Source organism: Legionella donaldsonii (assembly GCF_900452385.1).
Classification (GTDB): domain Bacteria; phylum Pseudomonadota; class Gammaproteobacteria; order Legionellales; family Legionellaceae; genus Tatlockia; species Tatlockia donaldsonii.
Genome location: NZ_UGOA01000001.1, coordinates 1,433,108 through 1,452,689 on the forward strand (window position 1 = coordinate 1,433,108; position 19,582 = coordinate 1,452,689).

The following is a 19,582-nucleotide window of genomic DNA, read 5'->3' on the forward strand; positions in this document are numbered from 1 at the left end:
CTGAATAAAATTTACGCTTCTTGATGTCTGCTTGTCGCTGTGGTGCTTTGTACATCGCCATTAGCTGTGTAAAGGTTGGTTGCATTGACCTGATTTTTTCCTGTTAAGGCACCAAGGATTTCTTGCCTAGTGTTGAGATTACTTGTAATGACTTGCCCATTAACAGCATTCAATTCACGGCAGGAAAGCAACTTTTCTGCAAGTTGGTTATTTAATTGTTGAATTTGATTGGCTTCTTCGACTGAGCATGCTCGCAAAAGGGCTTGTAAAGCTAATTTGGGTTGATTGTCATGCAGATTCATTGCGAGCAATTCAATACGTTGCTTGGCGCTTTGTTCAAGCTGCTCGGAAAGCGCTTGTTTTTGTTCCGCTAATGACTCTAAGGCATCGAATTGACGCTGGATGAGGACGTTTTTTTCTTCAGATAACAGAGCAATCAGTGAATCAAGCCATGTCAGTTCTTGCTGGAGTAAATCAACTAATTGGGCGGCTTTGGATTGAGTCATTTTTACGTCCTTATAATTCATATTAGGCAAGATTTACATAGAAGGTTGTTGCCTACTATTCAATCAGGCGCAGTGTTGATCAATTTACTTCAAGATCAGCAATTATTTTTTGAGCAATATTGTCGCTGCGGATGTGGTATTGTCCTGCTGCAAGTTCTTCTTTAAAAAAGGCTACTCGCTCTTGATCGATCTCTTGGGCATCGCGAATAAATTCTTTGAGTGCATCTATTTGTTTTAAGGTATCACTCCGACTAACAAGATTAGTTTCTTCGGCATGGCTTTCTTGAGCAGCGGGCTGTGTACGCTGCGGACGAGAGTCTGCCTCTAATCGTTTGAAATTGCCTGACTCATTAATTGGGTTGACCATAACATTACTCTCAATTGCACTCATGATTGTTATCGGCTCCTGTAGTGAAATCTTTAGTAATTTTCGTTTAATTTTTAACCTATACCATATTTTTAAACAGAAGTCACTATGATTTTAATAACATTTTTAAATGGCAACCCTAACCTGTTTTTTAGCCTGAATCTGGGCCTCAATAATTCGTTTGGAAGACAGATTTTTCACTTTAATAATGTCCCCTAAACTACCATCATTTAGGGCTATTCCTTCCATACTTACACTAAGCATTTCACCCACTGCCTGGATGCTCACTTGCTCGCCTTTGTGAATTATTACTGCTGTTTGCAAAATTGCAGGATTAAAAGCACTGCCCTGAATTAGATTTTGTTTACAAACAAGACCAATAATATCTTCCATTTTAGTAAAATAGCCCTGTTTTAGCTGACTGACATCCACAGTAGCGATTTCAATGTCATCTTTACCAATTTGGGCTCCTTTAAGTAAAGGACGTTTAGCGACCAGGATGGTTTTTTGTACACTTATTTTTATTGGTACATAGAGTGTCCAGTGTTTGTCAGGTTCTTGACACCTAATTCCCATGGTGGTGGCATTTAATATTGACGTTTGATAGGGGTTAAAGACTTCAAGTTTATCGGTATCACAAGCACGCAATTTTAATCTTGCGTCGATTTTACCGGTTGAGATATGGACATCTTTATGCTCTGAAGCGTTTAAGGCATTAAGTATATGCTGGGTGATGCGCTCTTCAATGATGGTTAATGATTGGATGGCTTCTGCTTGTAATAAAGGGCTTGCAAAAATTAGTAAAAAAACTAGGATACTGCGTTTTAGCATAAATTGTTCTCATTTAGAGGAATTCTGCTTTTAAGCAAATTACGGGCCAACTTTCAGGGGGAATGGTGAGTTTGCATTATAAACTGATAATGATTGTATTGTGTGGATGGTTTACAACGACGTTTTCGTGTGCAGAAAGCCATCATCCGCAAGCCTTTCTAAACTCCATCAAAGGCAGTAAGAATGAAGGTGAGCAAATCGTACAGCATTTTTGTAGCAATTGTCATGCAGTAAAGCCTTTGATCCCTCTTGGTGCCCCTGGAATGAAACAGAAAGCGGACTGGGAGGCTCGTATTAAAGGTGGGCTAAAGCAACTGGTAGAACATACCGAAAACGGATTTAATGCCATGCCTCCTCGGGGTGGTTGTTTTGAATGCAGTGATAAACAACTCACTTTAGCTATCTTGGCGATGCTTCCTGATGAGTTTGCAAAAAAGCTTTTAATTGATCGAAAAGTTTATAAAAAAAACAATTAGTTAAAAATTTTTATAAAAAAGCCTAAATTTATTCAAAATTCTCCCGATAACATAAAAAAAAGAGGGAGGGTTCACCAATGAAAAAACAACTAATCATTGGACCGTTGTGTGTGTTGACGGCCGCCTGTTCCACGATGGGGGGGCGTGATTCAATTGTGGATGATGCGGGTTATACGCATTACACCATAAGTTACCTGTCAGATTCAAAAGGATCAAGCTATTTCCCGGAAAAACGACCAGCGACGGGTAGAAAAGTCTTTATTTTTGACCCGAAAGCGACCGCTTGGGCTGCCTATGATGCGCAAGGTAATCGCGTTAAAACAGGAAGTGCCTCTGGGGGTAAAGACTATTGTGAAGACGTTGGGCGAGGATGCCGTACAGTCACTGGAACTTTCAGGGTTTATTCCAAGAAAGGAGAGGAGTGTACTTCCAGCATTTACCCAATTGAAACGGGCGGTGGTGCGAGAATGCCTTATTGTATGCATTTCAATGGCGGTTATTCTATTCATGCTGCTTATGAAGTGCCTAACTATAATGCCAGCCATGGTTGCATAAGAGTTTTACCAGGCGCTGCAAAATGGTTGAATCAGGAGTTTATGGATGTTGGTTCAACCGTGATTGTGAAGCCCTATTGATCAAAGTAATACAACCCGCTTTAAAAGCGGGTTGTCGTTTAGTTATCTTGCGACAGGTAAGTTTTTAGCAAACGATTAATTTGCTCAGGACTAGCCTGTCCTTTAGTTTGTTTCATCACTTGACCAACAAAAAACGCCAGTAATTTTTCTTTACCAGCACGGTAATCTGCTGCTTGTTGAGGATATTGCTGAACGATTGTCTGAACAAGTGCTTCAAGCTGGTTGTTACCAACTTGCTCGTAACCTTCTTTCTTAATGATGTCTTCAACACTGCCTTCGCCCGCCCATAATTTGGCAAAAATTTCCTTGGCTATTTTGCCTGATATTTTTTGCTCATGAAGATGATTTAGCAAAGAAGCCAGGGACTGTGCAGAAACGGGTGGATTATCAAAATCAAGATTTGTTTCATTAAGTGCGGCTGCATAATTACCTTTAAGCCAATTAATAATGGTTTTTTCATCTGCATGACAGAGTTGTTTTACCGTGTGGAAAAAATGGTAGGTGGTTGGGGTGGATAGTAAAAAATAAATATCATCCGGATGTAGTGATTTATTTTGTCTTAGCGTTTGTTTAATTTGTTCAGGCAAAGGGGGCATTCTTTGCTTCATTTCCGCCAGATTTTTAGCTGTTATATGAATTGGCAATAAATCGGGATCAGGGAAATAACGATAATCGTTTTCATTTTCTTTTGATCTTAAAACTTGCGTAGTCTCTGTGGTTGGACAATAAAGTCTTGTTTCTTGTTGAACTGCTTGCCCACTCTCGAGTAAATCCTGATGCCTGGCTTGTTCGTAGGCAATTGCTTTCTCGATGAAGCGGAAAGAATTAAGATTTTTTAGTTCTGTGCGGGTACCAAGCTTGTTTGAACCAGCAGGTTTGAGAGAAATATTCACATCGCAGCGAAAAGAACCTTCCTGCATATTGCCGTCACAAATTCCTAGAAAGCGAACTAACTGATGCAGGGCTTTAAGGTAATTCACTGCTTCTTCCGCAGAGAAAAGACAGGGAGTGGTTACAATTTCCAACAGCGGGATACCCGCGCGATTCAGATCGATCCCGGTATACTGCAGGTGAGCGTCGTGCAGTGATTTACCCGCATCTTCCTCCAGATGAGCCCTGACTATAGTCACTTTTTTCGTACTTCCATCATTCATTTCGACAAGCAGAGAACCATTACTAACAATAGGGCGTTGGAATTGGCTTATTTGATAACCTTTGGGTAAATCCGGATAAAAATAATTCTTTCGTTCAAAATAGGAGTGATCATTGATTTCAGCATTAATAGCCAAGCCGAACTGAATAGCCATTTCCACTGCTTTCTGATTCAGCACAGGTAAAATGCCAGGTAAACCAGCATCAATAAAACAGGTTTGTGAATTAGGTTGCGCGCCAAAACGGGTTGCCGCACCTGAAAAAAGTTTCGATTGCGTTTTTAATTGCGCATGAACCTCAAGACCAATAACAGTATCCCATGCCATAAATATCACCCTTTATAGGTTGGTCTGGCTTGGTGCCAGTTGGTGTCTTGTTGATAAAAATAAGCAAGATTGAGTAATTGTGCCTCGCTAAAATGGTTGCCGATTAATTGCATACCAATAGGTAAACCCCTGCTGAACCCTGCAGGAATAGAAAGGGCGGGGAGACCAGCCAAATTCACTGCTACCGTAAATACATCGGCCAGATAGTTTTGTATCGGATCAGTTTTTTCACCTAGCTTAAAAGCGCAAGTCGGTGTGGTAGGGCCAAGTATGACATCAACCTGGCGTAAAACGTCTTGTAATTCATTTTGAATTAAACGCCTGATTTTTAGAGCCTGCAGGTAATAATCGTCAAAATAGCCTGAGGATAAGACATGGGTACCCGTAAGGATACGGCGTTTAACTTCCCTACCAAATCCTTCACTTCGAGAGTTCGTAATTAACTCTTTTAAGCTATTGCCTTTACTGCTACGGTAGCCAAAGCGTATACCATCATAGCGTGACAGATTCGAGGATGCTTCTGCGCAGGCAATGACATAATAGCAAGGCACCCATAAAGGTTGCAGTGTTAAATCAAGTTGCACAATTTCTGCGCCTGCATATTGCAATAGTTTGACGGCATCACGTATGGCTTGTTGAATATCAGCTTCAACTTCTTTCTGGAAAAAACAGGAGGGTAAACCTATGCGTAATCCTTTTATAGGTTGGTTCAAGGCTGCAGAAAAATCAGGAATCTTGCAGGAGACTGAAGTGGAATCATTCGCATCGAAACCTGCCATTGCTTGTAAAACCAAGGCTAATTCTTCCGCACTGTTAGCCATTGGCCCTGCCTGATCTAGGCTTGAGGCATAAGCTACCATACCGAACCGGGAGACTAGGCCATAGGTCGGTTTAATCCCCGAAATACCACAAAAAGCAGCAGGTTGCCTGATAGAGCCACCAGTATCAGAGCCGGTTGCAAAGGGGATAAGGCGTGCCGCAACAGCCGCTGCAGAACCACCCGAAGAGCCGCCAGGTACTCGTTCAAGATCCCAGGGATTTTTTACTGCACCAAAATAACTGTTTTCATTGGTAGACCCCATGGCAAACTCATCCATATTGGTTTTACCTAAAACAACAACACCTTCGGCTTCCAGTTTTGAAACAATGGTAGCCTGATAGGGGGCATGGAAATTGGCCAGCATCTTTGATCCGCAGGTAGTGGGCAATGATTGCGTACAGAAGATATCTTTATGTGCTATAGGGATGCCAGTCAGTAACTTGGCTTTCCCAGCTTGTAATTGTTTATCCGCTTTAGCTGCACAGTTAAGAGCAGCTTCTTCGTCAATACTAATAAAACTATTGAGTTCTTGGTGTTGTCGAATCCGATTCAAATAATGTTGGGTTAACTCAGTGCTTGAGAATTCACGTCGTTGTAAACCAAGAATTAATTCACGTAAAGAATGCTTGTGCATAAGCTTATTGTCCTGAGTCGATTACTTTGGGAACGAGATACAAATCATCCTCAAACAGTGGTGCAATTTCTGCCAATTGCTGACGGCAATCTTCCTCACTGATTGCATCCTCTCTCAGTCGCTGGTGTAAATCAAAAGGGTGAAAAAGGGGCGCTATGCCCGTTGTTTGGATTTGGCGTAACTGTTCGACAAAATCCATAATCGCACCAACTTCTTCAGCGAGTTGTGTGTCCTCACCAGCCTCCGGATCGAGGTAAGCAAGTTGTGCAATATTTTCTAAATCAGTTTTTTTAAACATCATTTTTCCCGCAAGAGTGAAAAAAAATTATACCCTGCTGCTCACAAGATACAATCCCCTTCCTACGGAGTTTTTCCTGTAACAAATGCTTGGTACCAGCTTCCAGTGATAACCGCCGATTTACTTGGTTAGAGGTGTCGACTTTTACCCCTGAATACAGGCTGCTTTTCTTTGGAAGCCGTGAAGCTGCCTGATGAGTTGGATTCCTCGTTATTTCTTGCAGAGGCTGGGTTTTAAAGTAGAATGGATGGAACCTATTATTGTTTTTTTGATTGAGTGTATTAGCGATGTTACAACAGGTAAAAACCACGGGTGGAATTCATATCGAGTATGAAGAGCATACTTTGGCCTATGAAAATGCTATTGAGCCACTTCTCGAGCGGCTTGATACGCATCGAGGGGCATTATTTGCCTCGAGTTTTGAATACCCCGGACGTTATACCTGTTGGGATATCGGTTTTTATAACCCGCCCCTGGCAGTCACATGTAAAGTAGACGAAATTTGTTTGGAGGCTTTGAACAAGCGCGGTGAAATTTTATTGGCGATGATTTTACCTTTACTGCAAGCAAGCAAGGAATTAATAATTTCTGAGCAATCCCTGCAATGTTGCATACTCAAGGTGCAAGGAACGCAACAAATTTTTAGTGAGGAAGAGCGGAGTCATCAGCCTTCCATATTCACAGTATTGCGTCAGCTAATCGCTTTTTTTAAATCGGATGAACCTTATTTAGGTTTGTATGGTGCTTTTGGTTATGATTTGATTTTTCAATTTGAAAAATTGGAGCAGCATAAAGAACGTTCGCCCGAACAGCGGGAAATGGTTTTGTATCTTCCTGATGAAATTTATGTAGTTAATCATCGCAAAGAAATTGCTTTTATTCGCCGTTATGATTTTCAATACCAGGGAAAGTCTACTCAGTCTCTGCCGCGAGAAGGCGAGTTTAAGTCTTATGAGCCTAAGTTTAAACCGGAAAAAGAGTGTGATCATGCGCCTGGTGAATACGCGAAACTGGTGGAGATCGCCAAGGAACGTTTTGCTCGTGGTGATCTTTTTGAAGTGGTTCCCAGTCAAACTTTTTATGCCCATTGTTCGGAACAACCTTCGGCGATTTTTACCCGTATGCGTCGCATTAATCCATCGCCTTATGGTTTTTTCCTTAATTTAGGTAAGGATGAATATTTAGTTGGTGCTTCCCCTGAAATGTATGTGCGCGTACAAGGCAGACGTGTCGAAACCTGTCCGATTTCAGGCACTATCAAGCGCGGGGCTGACGCGATAGAGGATGCTCACAATATCCAGCTTTTGCTGGATTCAGAGAAAGAAGCATCCGAACTGACAATGTGCACTGATGTTGATAGAAATGATAAGTCAAGAATTTGCGAAGCAGGGAGTGTTCGTGTTGTAGGACGTCGTCAAATCGAAATGTATTCCCGTTTGATTCATACGGTTGATCATGTGGAAGGAATTTTGCGGCCGGATTTTGATGCTGTGGATGCTTTTTTAACACATATGTGGGTAGTGACTGTGACTGGGGCTCCCAAACTATGGGCAATGAATTTCATTGAGCAATACGAGAAATCACCACGTAGATGGTATGCCGGTGCTGTAGGTTGGTTGGGTTTTAATGGGAATTTAAATACAGGACTTGTATTAAGAACGATGCGTATTCAACAGGGAATAGCTGAAATTCGTGTAGGAGCAACTTTACTTTATGATTCAGAACCAAAGGCTGAAGAACAGGAAACAAGATTAAAAGCCTCTGCGTTCTTGGATATTTTGCAAAAGCCTCATGCTAAGGTCGGACTGACTAGTTCAATACCGCAAAATGGGGTTGGTAAACGCGTATTACTGATTGATCATCAAGATTCTTTTGTTCATACCCTGGCTAATTATGTTCGTCAGACTGGGGCGGAAGTTTTGACTGTTCGCAGCGAATATGCTCAGGATTATTTGCAAAAACAAAATTTTGATCTGGTTCTTCTTTCTCCTGGTCCTGGAAAGCCGGTCGATTTTAAGTTAGACCAGACTATTACAGCAGTACTTGAACGTCAGATCCCTTTGTTTGGCGTCTGTTTGGGGTTACAAGGCATCGTGGAATATTTTGGTGGTAAACTGGGTATTTTGACTTACCCGATGCATGGCAAGGCCTCTGAAATTGATGTTAAAGATGAAACCGGATTATTTGCGGGCTTAGGTACTTCTTTTACTGCAGGGAGATATCATTCACTCTACGCAATACTTGAGCAAGTCCCGGAAGAATTGCGGGTAACAGCCTTGAGTCGTGACGGTATTGTTATGGCAGTGTCTCATAAAACACTCCCTGTGCATGCTGTGCAGTTTCATCCGGAAACCATTCTGTCTATGCCTAATCAAGCTGGCTTACGCATTATAGGGAATTTAATGAACATGGTGAGGGGCAATGCGCGATAAAGTTTTAGTCATTTATGCAACAGCGATCTTATTAGGAATTCTGACAGGTCTGGCTGGCTCTTTTTTTCAAATAGCGATTTCTTATGGCAATCAGTTACTTGAAGCGTTCTTCCGTGTCACTTCGGCTCAAGGCTGGCCAGTTTGGATCGTTTCGGCACTGGTTTCCATGATGTTGGTTTTTGTTGCCTGGTTTTTAGTAAGAGGTTTTGCACCAGAAGCATCCGGCAGTGGCGTGCAGGAAATCGAAGGAACTTTATTGCATGAGCGTGAAATTTTTTGGCGCCGATTATTGCCGGTGAAATTCATTGGTGGAGTGATGGCAATTTGTGCAAAAATGGTTGTGGGTCGCGAAGGGCCAACTATCCAAATGGGCGGGAATCTTGGCGCTATGTTGGGAGATTATTTGCGCCTTTCCCGTGAACGCTGTGATACATTAATTGCAGCTGGTGCTGCAGCAGGGTTGGCAACTGCTTTTAATGCCCCCCTGGCTGGTGTACTTTTTGTGCTGGAAGAAATGCGCAGTCAATTTAATTTTTCGTTTACCAATTTTAAAACAGTAGCTATTTGTTGTGTGATAGCCACTATAACCTTGCATTGTATTATTGGTTCGCAACCAGCAATCGCGATGGATATTTTTACCTTACCCAGCCTGCAATCATTATGGTTCTTTTTTATTTTTGGTATCGTTGTGGGCTTTGTCGGCTTACTATTTAATATAGTATTGATGAAGACGTTGTCTTTAACCGATAGATTAACATTTAACACACGGGTTGTTTACGTGCTGTTCATAGGATTGTTTGTCGGTTATCTTGCTTATGCTTACCCGCAAACAGTAGGTGGCGGCTACGATATTATTGAACGTTCTCTAACCTTATCACCACCGTTCTCAGCCTTGTTAATATTATTTGTTATTAGGTTTTTTACCACCATGCTTTGCTATTCATCGAGCGTGCCAGGGGGCATTTTTGCTCCTATGCTTGCCTTGGGGACCTTACTTGGTGTTGCTGCATCCTACCTGTTTGAAGCATTCAGCCATGATGCGACTATCCATCCAGGGATGTTTGCTGTAGCTGGAATGGGTGCGTTATTTTCTGCAGCCGTCCGTGCACCGATTACCGGTATTATTCTCGTGGTAGAAATGACGCAAAATTATTTATTGATATTACCATTAATGGTTTGTTGTCTGACTTCAACAACGGTAGTGCAATTGGCTGGTAATGAACCTATTTATACGCAGTTGCTACAACGCACTTTAAGGATGCAACGTAAGGACGGGTAATATTTCTACTATCTTGGCGCTTATGGCACACAAGCTAGCGAACTAGTAATCCGTCCTTATTCCTGGCATATTATCGTTTAATTTTCTGTACTTCGCTGCTCCTATTAAAGAAACCAACATAGCTTGGCTGTTTTGGGGATCTTGGGTCAGGCGAGCTCTGGCTTATTGGGTAGCCTTGATGAAAGCCGAAGGCTGTAATCAGGGAGTTCTACCGCTTATCTTGGATGTTAGCCTCGCCTCAATCAAGACGCACAATGATCTTGCCAAAGTGGGCGTTATTTAACATGCGGGCATGGGCCGCTTCGATGTCTTCAAACTTGAATTCAGAATCGATTACGGGAACGATATGCTTATTAAGTAGTGCTGTAGGCCATTGTTGCTGTACAGCTCTCCATAACATGGCCTTTTCATAAAGGGATTGGGAACGTAAAACAAAACCATGAATCGCTAGCCGTTTTCTCATGAGAAGTGCTAAATCACATTCGGCCTTATGGCCATCCATGCAGGAAATCTGGATTAATTTTCCTTGTGGCTTCAAGAGTCTTAAGTGCTTGGGAAAATAGCTTCCGCCTATAAAATCAACAATGACATCGACTGACTCAGAGCCAAGGACTGCTTCAAAATCTTCTTGATTATAATTAATAAGAGTCGATGCGCCTAAGTGTAGGGCTTTGTCCATTTTTTCTTGGCTACTGATGGTACTAATGACCTTGGCACCCAAATGGCTGGCCATTTGAATTGCAATTGAAGAAATACCGCTGCTGGCTGCATGGATCAATAGGGTCTGTCCTTGCTTTAGTTGTCCAATTACAAAAATAGTGGCATGTGCCGTCATTAACGATTCGGGGAGGGCTGCTGCATAACTAAAATCCCAGGGCTCTGGAATAATTGCAGCAAGATTTTGATGCACAGAACAATAGTCGGCATAACCTCCACCAGCTACTAAACCATAAACGCGGTCCCCTGTTTTAAATTTTTTCACAGCAGAACCGACCTCAACCACCTCACCTGCAACTTCCAACCCGGGAATGGTTGATTCACCAGGTGGAGGTGGGTATTTGCCACGACGTTGCAGTAAATCAGCACGGTTTAAAGCGGTCGCTTTTACCTGTATTAAAATCTGTTCTTTGTCGTAGATTGGCTTTGCTTCTTCTTTGATAAGTAAGCGGCTTTCAGGGCCTGGATTCTCTATGATTACGCAGCGCATAAGGGACTTTCTTATTGGCTAGTAGAAACAGTACTATAAAGCTTCTCAAAAACAGATTCTAGGGGCTGTTAACATTTCTACTATCCAGGCCGAAAAGCATTGATTTCCTGCGCTTCGCTGCTCGTAAATCAATGCGTTACGACTCAAGCTAGGGAAATGTTAACAAACCCTGGTACTTACAATTTCTTGACTTATTAAGACTCGCAAAATGAAAAGTCTTCGTTATATACTTGCGGATTAGCTAGTAATTTGGTGGCTGATGGCAAAATACACGCAGCATAAGAAAGTAGCGTTGATGTTTATACTACCTCAACTGCTCATTACTTTGTTATTTTTTATCTGGCCTGCCTGCAGCGCGCTGATTCAATCAGTTTTTTTTAGTGATGCTTTCGGCTTGCATAATCGTTTTGCTGGCCTCGCTAATTTTTTTGATTTATTTAAAGACCCTGGCTATGGCAAAGCAGTTCTGGTAACTATAGTCATTGCTGTCTTTGTAACGCTACTGACAATGAGTTCAGGGCTGTTGTTGGCGGTCCTTGTACAGAGCCGGAAAAAGAGTCAGCGCCTCTATAAAACCTTATTTCTTTGGCCTTATGCTGTTGCGCCTGCGGTAGCGGCTATATTATGGCGTTTTTTGTGTCAACCTACGATTGGCTGGTTGGCGCATGCGTTACAAGCGTTAGGGATTAATTTTAATTATTTGATTAACGCCAAACAGGCTTTGCTCGTTGTGGTATTGACAGCAAGTTGGCAACAATTTAGTTATAATTTTCTTTTTTTCTTTGCGGCGCTTAGGGCGATTCCCACCGCTTTGATTGAAGCGGCTATCATTGATGGTGCTTCAGCCTGGCGGCGATTTTGGCAAATTGTTTTTCCTTTATTATCGCCAACCACTTTTTTCCTGCTGGTCATGAATTTGATCTATGCTTTCTTTGACACCTTTGGCATTATTGATGTAATGACTAATGGCGGGCCGGGTAGCAGTACCACAACCTTAATTTATAAAGTCTACAAAGATGGTTTTGTCGGTATGGATCCAGGTAGCTCGTCAGCTCAATCGGTGATGCTCATGTTTATGGTTGTCGCCCTCACGCTAATCCAATTCCGTTACCTTGAAAAAAAGGTGCATTACGAATGAAAACATTAAATCGTCTCCTTATTCACGGGTTATTGTGTTTAGCTATCGCTGTTTTATTCATACCTTTATATCTGGCCTTGGTAGCGGCTAGTCATGAGGGAACTGCTATGATGCAGGCGCCCTTGCCTATCTGGCCTGGTACTGCTTTTTTTCACAACCTGAAAGCGGTGCTCACGGAGGGCTTGGTAGTAACAGGTGGTCAACCAGTCTGGCAGATGTTGCTTAATAGTTTGTTAATGGCAATTTTAATTGCTGGAGGAAAAATTATTTTGGCTCTCGGCTCAGCCTTTGCGCTGGTATATTTCGAATTCCCTTTTAAAAAGCTCTGCTTCGCATTAATTTTCTCCACCATGATGCTACCTGTCGAAGTAAGAATAGTACCAACTTTTCAAGTCATCGCTTCTTTTGCCTGGTTGAATACCTTTGCCGGTTTAACTTTACCGCTAATGGCTTCTGCTACCGCTACTTTTTTGTTTAGACAGTTTTTTAAAACGATTCCTAAAGAACTTATTGACGCAGCTAAACTTGACGGCGCGGGGCCCTTGAGATTTTTTTTAGATATTCTTTTGCCTTTATCCAAGACACAGATTGCTGCTTTGTTTATTATTCTTTTTGTATATGGTTGGAACCAGTATCTTTGGCCATTGGTAATTACCACAGATACTAATATGGCAACGATAGTGATGGGTATTCGTTATTTAGCGGGAGTAGCTGATCAAATCCCTCAATGGCATTACATTATGATGGTTGCCTTGATTGCTTTGTTACCACCTTGCTTGGTAGTACTTACCATGCAACGTTGGTTTGAAAAGGGGTTAACGCATTAATGGCAACAGTAAACTTAGTGGATGTGAGCAAATTCTATGGCCAACAGCCTATTCTCAATAAAGTCAGTTTAAGTATTGAGAAAGGTGAGTTTGTCGCTGTTGTTGGGCCTTCTGGTTGCGGCAAATCAACCTTGCTGCGTCTTGTTGCAGGTTTGGATACCGTCAGTAATGGCAGTATTCTGATTAATAATCAATGTGTTAACAAAATTCCTGCTTCCAAGCGTGATATGGCAATGGTTTTTCAAAACTATGCGCTTTATCCGCATATGACGGTTTACGATAATATGGCCTATGGCTTGAAAATGCGTGGGATGAAGAAGAATCAGATCCAGCAAAGAGTGCACGAGGTTGCTGCAATGTTGCAGCTCTCGGATTATTTACTGCGTAAACCACAGGCACTTTCCGGAGGGCAACGCCAACGAGTAGCAATGGGACGTGCTATTGTTCGTTCACCTGCTGTGTTTTTATTTGATGAACCTCTTTCTAACCTGGATGCAAAATTACGGGCAGAAATGCGCTATGAAATTAAAAAACTGCATCAACAACTCCGTACTACTTGTTTATACGTAACGCATGATCAGACTGAAGCAATGACAATGGCGTCACGGGTATTGGTTTTAAATAAAGGGCAGGTTGAGCAGATCGGTTCTCCACAGATGTTATACCAACAGCCGGCTTCACTGTTTGTGGCTGGCTTCACTGGGCATTATCCAATTAATTTTTTACCTGCAAAGATCGATCTGGCGAAACAGAAAGTAGTCACAGAAATGGGGATTGAGCTATCCTTACCTGTATTGAAGGAATCTCTGACTTGTGGGACGGGGGTAGTAGTGGGAATAAGGCCTGAGCATTTAAATCTTACTGTCAGGAATAAACCTGGGGCAATTCCAGTAAAAATAGAATTTATTGATGATATGGGCGCTGACAAACTCATGCAAGTGATGAGTTATTGTGGAAAAGCCCGCTTTTCAGTAAAAATTACTGCTGATACTGAGATAGTTGAGGAGCAACTTGCCTTGGAAGTTCTTGTAAATAAAGCTAATCTATTTCATCAAAAAACCGGATTGCGATTGGGAGGCTGGCATGACTGAGCAAACGAAGACATTACGCGAAATTGATACTCCTTTTTATAATTACTGGCAGGCTCTCTATCTTTCTTTTTTTAGTAGCCGTCTTTATGTCGACGTGGGGAAACGATGGAAGGGGTTTGGCCTTCTTTATCTTTTACTGCTGATGTTTATTGTTTCTATTCCCTTTGCCATGCGTGTTACATCTGATTTTAATCGTTTTATTAACGAAGAGATGATTCAACCACTTGAACAGCTACCTTCAATTTACATTCAAAATGGTAAAGTGTCATTCGATAAGCCAATGCCCTATATGGTAAAGAATAAATCTGGTCAGGTTGTTTTGATTGTTGATACGACAGGTAAGGTACAGACTATTGATAATACTTATCCGCATTTGACGACCCTCATTACCAAAAATAAATTTATGTACCGTTTTCCTTCTCCGCAATTCTTTTTTTCCAAAGGGCCAGTTGCTTCTGAGAGCAGTCTTTTTGTCCAAACAATTAGTGAACAAGTGAACGAGGTTTTCGATGGTAAGCGTTGGGTGAAATCTTCCGGGATTGACCGTGTTAAATATCTTTCTGCTGCGATTATCTATCCTATGGTGGCATTGATTTTCTTCGCTATGTACCTCGTTTTTTTTCTGGCCTTTGCTCTCATGGGACAATTTGTAGCGAAGCTCTTTCTTAAATTATCCCTTGGCTATAAACAAGCCAGTCGATTATTGATAGTCAGTTCAACACCTCAGATTGTATTGTTGTTATTTATGTTAACAATGGGGTGGTTGTTTAATTGGTTTGGTATAGTCTTGCTTATCGTTTTATCGATTTATTTTACTTATGCGATTATTTCATTGAAGCGAGAAAGCCATAAACTGGTGGTTTCGTGAAAGAATTGATTCATTTTGCTCATGGTAATGGATTTCCTGCGCTTTGTTATAAGCAATTACTGGATAAGTTAGAAGAGCAATATGATTGTTGTTACATCGATAGGATTGGCCATAACCCTCAATTCCCTGTCACCGAGAATTGGCATTTTCTGGTTGAAGAAGTCATTGCCAGCATCAAAAAACAGGCCAGTCAACCCGTGATTGGCCTTGGACATTCTCTTGGCGGTGTATTGAATCTCTTGGCAGCGATTGAGGAGCCCCAGTTATTTAAAGCAGTTATTATGGTGGATTCACCGCTTCTGGGGCATTTTAAATCAAGCATGGTACGTCTTGCTAAAGCACTTGGGGTAATTGACAGGATAACCCCGGCTGGCCGTACGCGTGGCCGTAGGGAGCATTGGCAAAATAGAGAGCAATTGTTGGCTTATTTGAAGGGTCGGGAATTGTTTCAAACTTTTACGGACGCTTGTTTGCAAGACTATATTGATTATGGCTTACAACAAACAGACCAAGGATATGTACTCCGTTTTGATCGCCACATTGAATATTTGATTTATCGTACGATCCCGCATATCTTGCCTGCTTACGCTGGAAAGGCGAAAGTTCCTGTCGCTTTGATTTATGGAAATAAAAGTACTGTAGTAGACAGACTTGATGTGCGCTATATGAAAAAACATTACCATATTTTATGTTGTAAGGTAGAGGGGACACATATGTTGCCTATGGAGCATCCAACTCAACTGGCAACGCAAATTTCCACGTTACTTAATGCTATACTGAAATGACGGTATTTATTGCACAAATAAGGTATTGGCAAATATTGCCTTACTCCGTTTTTTGCTGCACATTATCGTGTTGTTGTAATTTCAATTGAATTCAAGGATTGTTTACTGAAAGGAGAAAACAGTGTTGCATAGTCTGATTGTTCTGGCGGTGGTGAGTGGCGCTCTTTTATTACTGGCCAGGCAGGCTTCCCTTGCTGTATGGGCTATAAGTTATGCTTTGTTTGCATTATTGCTTGTGCGCTATGGTTCCCCCGGTTTTGTAGCACAGTTCTTTCTATGGGCTGTTTTAGCAACATTTGTTCTTTGCGCAATCAAACCATTACGGAGGACCTTGTTATCTCGCCGCCTATTTGCTGTCGTCAGTAAAGCAATGCCAGCCATGTCTTCCACTGAACGCGAGGCCTTAGAAGCTGGTACAGTGAGTTGGGAGGGGGATTTATTTAGCGGTTCACCTGATTTTGATGCCTTGCTTCGGGCACCAGTTGTTAAATTAACAGCGGAAGAACAGTCTTTTATCGATGGTCCGGTCAATGAATTATGCCGCATGATTGATGATTGGGATATTACCCATGTAAGAACAGATATGCCTCCTGAAATGTGGCAATTTATTAAAGACAAAGGTTTCCTGGGGATGATTATACCCAAAAATTTTGGTGGCCTTGATTTCTCTGCAACGGCACAGATGTCCATTTTAGCCAGAATCTATGGCCGTTCCGTGACTGTTGGCAGTACTATTTCAGTACCTAACTCATTAGGTCCTGCAGAACTATTATTGAAATATGGTACTCAGGAGCAAAAAGAATTTTATTTGCCACGTTTAGCAGACGGCCGGGAAATTCCCTGTTTTGCGTTGACAGGTCCAAATGCAGGTTCTGATGCTGCATCTATCCCCGACAAGGGTATCGTTTGCCGTCAGGAAGTTAATGGCCAAGAGGTGTTAGGCGTACGTTTAACCTGGAGTAAACGGTACATAACGCTTTGTCCGGTAGCAACGGTGATTGGTTTGGCATTCCGTCTCTTTGACCCAGATAATTTACTGGGTAAAGGAACTGATGTTGGTATTACTTGTGCTTTAATTCCTGCCAATACACCCGGCGTTATAAAAGGACGTCGTCATTTCCCATTAAACACCGGTTTCTTGAATGGACCGACACAGGGAAAAGATGTTTTTGTACCGATTGATTGCCTCATTGGCGGTGCTGAAATGGCTGGTGCTGGCTGGCGGATGTTAATGGAGTGTTTAAGTGCTGGCAGAGCGATTTCTTTGCCTTCAAGTGCTGCGGGCGGATCACAAGCGGGGGCATTGGTAAGTGGTGCCTACGCTAGAGTACGTAAGCAATTTAACCAGGCAATTGCTAATTTTGAAGGCATAGAAGAGCCGTTAGCCCGTATTGCTGCTAATACTTATCTTATTGATGCCGGGTTAACCATGACTGCAGCAGCGATAGATCATGGTGCTAAACCTTCCGTTGCTGGCGCTATCTTGAAATACAATACGACAGAGAGAGCCCGCCAATTAGTGATGGACGCCATGGATATTCATGGCGGAAAGGGGATTTGTCTTGGACCTAATAATTACCTCGGCCGTGGTTACCAAAATGCACCTATCAGTATTACCGTTGAAGGAGCCAATATTTTAACGCGTAGTCTCATTATCTTTGGACAGGGGGCTATTCGCTGTCATCCTTATGTATTTCGCGAATTGGAAAGTGTACGGGAACACAATCTTGCTGCTTTTGATAGTGCTTTTTGGGGACATGCAGGATTTGTACTGGCTAATTTAACCAAATCGCTGATTTTTGCATTCACTGATGCGCGTTTTACTGCTACACCAAGAAGTTCAGTAGCGCGGTATTATCAACTAGTACATCGCTACAGCACTAATTTAGCTTTCCTGGCTGATTTTTCAATGGTAGTGATGGGCGGGGAATTAAAGCGTAAAGAAAAAATTTCAGCGCGTTTAGGTGATGTACTTAGCAATTTATATTTAATTTCTGCGGTATTAAAGCGCTTTCATGATGATGGTGAGCCTGAGGCTGATATCCCTTTGGTGGAGTGGAGTTGTCAACAGTTACTTCATGAGTGTGAATTGGCAATTCACGGTGTAATAGCGAATTTCCCAGCGCGTTGGGCTCGTATTGTGTTGAAATTGTTGCTGCAACCTTTGGGCAGTCAACGGCACAGACCTTCTGACAAATTGGGGAAAAAATTGGCACACTTACTCACTGAACCCAATGAAGCGCGTACACGGTTAACCCGATTTGTATTTGTTGAGCCGCTGGATAACTGTCCTTTAGGACGTTTGGAAGAAACGTTCCATAAAATATGCGCTGTTGAAGAGCTTGAGAGAAAAGTTGGCAAGGCAGTTAAAGAAGGTACACTGACGTCGTTAACATTACTTGAACAAATTGATGAAGCTGAGCATGCCGGTATTTTGGATGTCAAGCAGGCAGCACAACTTAGAGAGGCTGAGCAAGCCAGACAGCAAATTATTGCGGTTGACGATTTCAGCGATGACGAATTGCGTCGACAGCCAATAGATAATCTATTTAATCAATCTAAGAAAAAAATCCCTACTCAGGATGGTTTAGCGACTGAAGTAGTTTGATTAGATACTCATTGCCGTGCATCCCTCTCGTTTTTTGGGATGCCGCCTCCAGAATAGCAGCGTATTTTATTTCAGGTCTTCCTCCTGCGGGGGGAAGCAACAAAGCCTTAAAGAGTGACAATCTGCTCTCTAACTGCAAGTATTATACCGGTTAAAATTATAATACCTCCAATAAGTTGCGCGATTCCGGGTGCTATCCCTAAGATCAAATAAGAAAAGAAAATTGATGAGACGGGGACAAAGGATGCAGCGATAACATCATCCACTACTTTAATTCTTTGCATTCCTAAATAATTAAAGAGCATTCCCAGTGCCACAATGACATTGCCATAAAATAGCATCCACTTCCAGAGAAAGGGAGAGAAAAGATCAGCGAAATGGGACCACCCAAACATCATGACGGCAATTAAAAAGAAAAAAACAGCCCCTAGTCCCATCCGTAGAGTATTAAAAATTCCCCCAGGAAGTGCTCTAATTGCATGAAAACTGATTAACGTGGAGAAGGTACTTGAGACAACGCCAAGTATCACATAAATTTCCCCAAGGTGAGGCGTGGATGCCTGTGAGACTGGATTTGTGATAGAGAGCCATGGTTGAAGTAAGACAATCGCAGCACTCCCTGTCATTGTAATTACTGAAGCGATAACCAATCGAATGGTTGGTTTTTCGCGAAAAAAAAGCCATCCAGCAAACAAGGTCAAGGGGGGTTGAAGGGTCGAAAGAAGGATAACATTAATTACGTTTGTATACATAATGCCAAAGAAGAAAAAAGTTGGTGTAAAAAAACCAATCAGAAGAGCGCTTACAAGAATCCATAGCCATTCTATACTTGTCAATTTTTTGAAATTAAACGCTTTAAAATTTTTATACTGCAGGATGAAGAGTGTTATTGCACCAATTAAACTTCCTGCAAATAATAAATTACAAAATGAGATCGGGTTATGGCCATGTATTGTGTTATTTTGACCAAGCTGAATAAGCTTGGCAATTACTGGTTCATCAGCACTGAAGATTATATAGCTAATAGCTATATAAATTATTCCCTTAGTCCTGGCAGTAACAGCCATCCTTTTACTCAACTAAATATAATTAAATAAATTAAAGGATATCTGAAACTGTATGAACCAAGCAAGAATCCGTCGAAAGTAGAAAACGTTGCTGCTGTCCTAATTAAGGGAAAGAAACCTTAACATTCGCCTTAGTCAAAGAGTTATCGCACTTTCATTATTCAGGATTAGGAAGGTAGAATTGAGGAACTTTTCGTGCCCCTTACTGATAAAGGAGCAGACCATGAACGTTGTC

At 41.9% G+C, this 19,582-nt stretch carries 18 protein-coding genes; 10 read left to right on the forward strand and 8 right to left on the reverse strand.

Annotation, left to right across the window (positions count from 1 at the left end; genetic code table 11):
- Positions 1-11: 11 nt before the first annotated feature.
- The 3 genes from DYC89_RS06630 to flgA form a co-directional block, all read right to left on the reverse strand.
- A complete protein-coding gene (locus tag DYC89_RS06630) occupies positions 12-506 on the reverse strand; it encodes a flagella synthesis protein FlgN (RefSeq protein ID WP_115221068.1) in 495 nt (164 codons plus the stop codon).
- Positions 507-585: 79 nt separating this feature from the next.
- The gene (gene flgM / locus DYC89_RS06635; RefSeq protein ID WP_115221069.1) at positions 586-897 is read right to left on the reverse strand and encodes a flagellar biosynthesis anti-sigma factor FlgM; all 312 of its coding nucleotides are present in this window, start codon (positions 895-897) and stop codon (positions 586-588) included.
- Positions 898-999: 102 nt separating this feature from the next.
- On the reverse strand, positions 1,000-1,704 hold the full coding sequence (flgA, locus tag DYC89_RS06640) for a flagellar basal body P-ring formation chaperone FlgA (protein ID WP_115221070.1): 705 nt from the start codon (positions 1,702-1,704) through the stop codon (positions 1,000-1,002).
- An 89-nt stretch (positions 1,705-1,793) separates the two neighbouring features.
- Here flgA and DYC89_RS06645 point away from each other — a divergent pair, with 89 nt between their 5' ends.
- Both DYC89_RS06645 and DYC89_RS06650 read left to right on the forward strand, forming a co-directional pair.
- Positions 1,794-2,180, forward strand: coding sequence for a c-type cytochrome (locus DYC89_RS06645; RefSeq protein WP_181879448.1), 387 nt, complete (start codon positions 1,794-1,796; stop codon positions 2,178-2,180).
- A 77-nt stretch (positions 2,181-2,257) separates the two neighbouring features.
- Positions 2,258-2,815, forward strand: coding sequence for a L,D-transpeptidase (locus tag DYC89_RS06650; protein ID WP_115221072.1), 558 nt, complete (start codon positions 2,258-2,260; stop codon positions 2,813-2,815).
- Between the two features lie 38 nt (positions 2,816-2,853).
- On the opposite strand, the gene gatB is transcribed toward DYC89_RS06650, so the two are convergent.
- The 3 genes from gatB to gatC are packed head-to-tail and all read right to left on the reverse strand — an operon-like array spanning position 2,854 to position 6,048.
- On the reverse strand, positions 2,854-4,293 hold the full coding sequence (gene gatB / locus DYC89_RS06655) for an Asp-tRNA(Asn)/Glu-tRNA(Gln) amidotransferase subunit GatB (protein WP_115221073.1): 1,440 nt from the start codon (positions 4,291-4,293) through the stop codon (positions 2,854-2,856).
- Between the two features lie 5 nt (positions 4,294-4,298).
- Positions 4,299-5,747 (reverse strand): Asp-tRNA(Asn)/Glu-tRNA(Gln) amidotransferase subunit GatA, encoded by a 1,449-nt coding sequence (gene gatA, locus DYC89_RS06660; protein WP_115221074.1) that lies wholly within the window; start codon positions 5,745-5,747, stop codon positions 4,299-4,301.
- A 4-nt stretch (positions 5,748-5,751) separates the two neighbouring features.
- Entirely contained in the window at positions 5,752-6,048 is a 297-nt protein-coding gene (gene gatC / locus DYC89_RS06665; RefSeq protein ID WP_115221075.1) for an Asp-tRNA(Asn)/Glu-tRNA(Gln) amidotransferase subunit GatC, read from the reverse strand.
- Positions 6,049-6,332: 284 nt separating this feature from the next.
- Here gatC and DYC89_RS06670 point away from each other — a divergent pair, with 284 nt between their 5' ends.
- Both DYC89_RS06670 and clcA read left to right on the forward strand, forming a co-directional pair.
- The gene (locus DYC89_RS06670) at positions 6,333-8,477 is read left to right on the forward strand and encodes an anthranilate synthase component I (protein WP_115221076.1); all 2,145 of its coding nucleotides are present in this window, start codon (positions 6,333-6,335) and stop codon (positions 8,475-8,477) included.
- Positions 8,467-9,756: a H(+)/Cl(-) exchange transporter ClcA gene (gene clcA, locus DYC89_RS06675; protein ID WP_115221077.1), complete on the forward strand. Its 1,290-nt coding sequence runs from the start codon at positions 8,467-8,469 to the stop codon at positions 9,754-9,756. Before DYC89_RS06670 ends, clcA begins: the two co-directional genes overlap by 11 nt.
- Positions 9,757-9,994: 238 nt before the next feature.
- On the opposite strand, the gene DYC89_RS06680 is transcribed toward clcA, so the two are convergent.
- The gene (locus tag DYC89_RS06680; protein WP_115221078.1) at positions 9,995-10,963 is read right to left on the reverse strand and encodes an NAD(P)H-quinone oxidoreductase; all 969 of its coding nucleotides are present in this window, start codon (positions 10,961-10,963) and stop codon (positions 9,995-9,997) included.
- A gap of 259 nt (positions 10,964-11,222) precedes the next feature.
- On the opposite strand from DYC89_RS06680, the gene ugpA reads away from it, so the two are divergent.
- From ugpA to DYC89_RS06710, 6 genes are all read left to right on the forward strand, one after another.
- Positions 11,223-12,101: a sn-glycerol-3-phosphate ABC transporter permease UgpA gene (ugpA, locus tag DYC89_RS06685; RefSeq protein WP_115221079.1), complete on the forward strand. Its 879-nt coding sequence runs from the start codon at positions 11,223-11,225 to the stop codon at positions 12,099-12,101.
- Positions 12,098-12,928: a sn-glycerol-3-phosphate ABC transporter permease UgpE gene (gene ugpE, locus DYC89_RS06690; protein WP_115221080.1), complete on the forward strand. Its 831-nt coding sequence runs from the start codon at positions 12,098-12,100 to the stop codon at positions 12,926-12,928. The genes ugpA and ugpE overlap by 4 nt, the downstream gene beginning before the upstream one ends.
- Positions 12,928-14,019: an ABC transporter ATP-binding protein gene (locus DYC89_RS06695; protein ID WP_115221081.1), complete on the forward strand. Its 1,092-nt coding sequence runs from the start codon at positions 12,928-12,930 to the stop codon at positions 14,017-14,019. The genes ugpE and DYC89_RS06695 overlap by 1 nt, the downstream gene beginning before the upstream one ends.
- Complete coding sequence (locus DYC89_RS06700; RefSeq protein ID WP_115221082.1) at positions 14,012-14,887, forward strand: DUF1189 family protein; 876 nt, start codon at positions 14,012-14,014, stop codon at positions 14,885-14,887. The genes DYC89_RS06695 and DYC89_RS06700 overlap by 8 nt, the downstream gene beginning before the upstream one ends.
- Positions 14,884-15,672, forward strand: coding sequence for an alpha/beta fold hydrolase (locus tag DYC89_RS06705; RefSeq protein WP_115221083.1), 789 nt, complete (start codon positions 14,884-14,886; stop codon positions 15,670-15,672). Before DYC89_RS06700 ends, DYC89_RS06705 begins: the two co-directional genes overlap by 4 nt.
- Before the next feature lie 124 nt (positions 15,673-15,796).
- The gene (locus DYC89_RS06710; RefSeq protein WP_425451567.1) at positions 15,797-18,280 is read left to right on the forward strand and encodes an acyl-CoA dehydrogenase; all 2,484 of its coding nucleotides are present in this window, start codon (positions 15,797-15,799) and stop codon (positions 18,278-18,280) included.
- A gap of 107 nt (positions 18,281-18,387) precedes the next feature.
- Here DYC89_RS06710 and DYC89_RS06715 read toward each other — a convergent pair whose 3' ends face one another.
- On the reverse strand, positions 18,388-19,347 hold the full coding sequence (locus tag DYC89_RS06715) for a DMT family transporter (RefSeq protein WP_115221085.1): 960 nt from the start codon (positions 19,345-19,347) through the stop codon (positions 18,388-18,390).
- Positions 19,348-19,582 lie beyond the last annotated feature (235 nt).